The organism is Paenibacillus sp. AR247 (assembly GCF_002968895.1).
Lineage (GTDB): Bacteria > Bacillota > Bacilli > Paenibacillales > Paenibacillaceae > Paenibacillus_AQ > Paenibacillus_AQ favisporus.
On the sequence record NZ_PCZT01000006.1, the window covers coordinates 289,910 to 291,418 of the forward strand.

Consider the following 1,509-nt stretch of genomic DNA (forward strand, 5'->3'; position numbering starts at 1 on the left):
CTGGACCAGCTGGCCTTTGTTCCGCATCTGAAGGAAGAAGATGCCGCCGGCTTGGATGCTGCAAGCCAGAATACCCCGACATTTTACAGAGGCACCTTTGAGGTAAGCGGAACCGCCGATACCTTCTTGGACGTCACAGGCTGGACAAAAGGCGTCGCTTATATTAACGGGTTTAACCTCGGCCGGTACTGGGAGGTTGGGCCGCAGTCCACGCTGTATATCCCGGCACCACTGCTGCGCGAAGGCCGGAACGAAATCATACTGTTCGAGCTGCACGGTACGCGGCAGTCATCCGTCACACTGGCGGATCAGGCAAAGCTGGGTTAAAGCGGACAAAGTTAGTTCCTGCAAGAAAGAGCAGCATGACATGAACGTATCATATAGAGCAGGAACATCATCTCCTGAAAGGGAAAAGGGAACGGCCGCCTAAGGCCGTTCCCTTTTTGATTTGTGGTTAGCTCAATTCATTATGTGAAAAATTCATAATAGAAAAGCAGAGCGTCATGGCTCTACGTTGGACCGGATCGACTCGCGGATGACGAGCTCCGTGGACAGCAATATTTTTTTGGATCCGCCGGACATGTCTTTGGTGCTCTCAAACAGCAGTTTTGCCCCTTCATAGCCCAGCATCTCGAAGGGCTGATTTACGGTGCTCAAAGATACTTTGGCATATTTCGAGCTTTCTACGTCATCGAATCCCATGATCGATATTTGCTCCGGAATGCTGACCCCTTGCTGCGTAAGCTGCCCGATCACTTCGAGCGCGCGTCTGTCGTTGACACAAAACAGGGCGGTGAGCTCGCCTCTTTGAATTTGCTGCAGCAGCTTCGCATAATCTAATTCCCGCTGAAGAAACAAGACATCGTCATCCGGCCCGAGCGAGGCGTCTGCCATGGCATGGCGGTATCCATTGTACCGTTCGACCTCGGTGCTCAGATGAAAATCATATGCGGCGAAACCGATCTTCCGGTGGCCCTGGGCGATTAAATACGCAACGGCCTCATAGGCGCCGTCATGGTTATTGCATGTAATGCAGTTGACCGGATAACCGGCAGGAAAGCGGTCGAGCATGACGAACGGGATTGACTTCTTCCGGATTTCGTTGAGGTACTCCCTTGCCGCGTCGGGATTGGCGGAATAAATCAGCAGCCCGCGGTTCTCGGACTGAATCAGCTTCAGGATCAGCTCCCGCTCCTGTTCGACATCATTTTCCACAAATTCAATGATAAGTTTGCATCCCTGCTGGTTTAGAAAGGATTGCACGCCTTTGATAATCTTCATATACGAACTGTCGTACATATCATTGCCGGAAATAATAAAGGTCACGTAATTGGACGTTTGGTTGACTGGTTCCGCTGGATTGGCGACAAAGCTGCCTTTTCCCCTGATCCGGTAGATGACGCCTTCATTGACGAGCTCCGCCAATGCTTTCCTTACCGTAATGGAGCTGACGTCCAGCAGCTTGGAGAACTCCGATTCGCTCGGAATCCGGTCATCCTTGCCAAGTTC

The 1,509-nt window shown here is 51.7% G+C and carries 2 protein-coding genes; one reads left to right on the forward strand and one right to left on the reverse strand.

Going from position 1 to position 1,509, the window contains the following annotated elements:
* Nucleotides 1-327: beta galactosidase jelly roll domain-containing protein (locus CPT76_RS06300; RefSeq protein ID WP_374954612.1), on the forward strand; the 327-nt coding region annotated here is incomplete at its 5' end.
* A gap of 174 nt (nt 328-501) precedes the next feature.
* On the opposite strand, the gene CPT76_RS06305 is transcribed toward CPT76_RS06300, so the two are convergent.
* Nucleotides 502-1,509, reverse strand: a 1,008-nt coding sequence (locus CPT76_RS06305; RefSeq protein WP_105442275.1) for a GntR family transcriptional regulator, incomplete at its 5' end; no start/stop codon positions are given.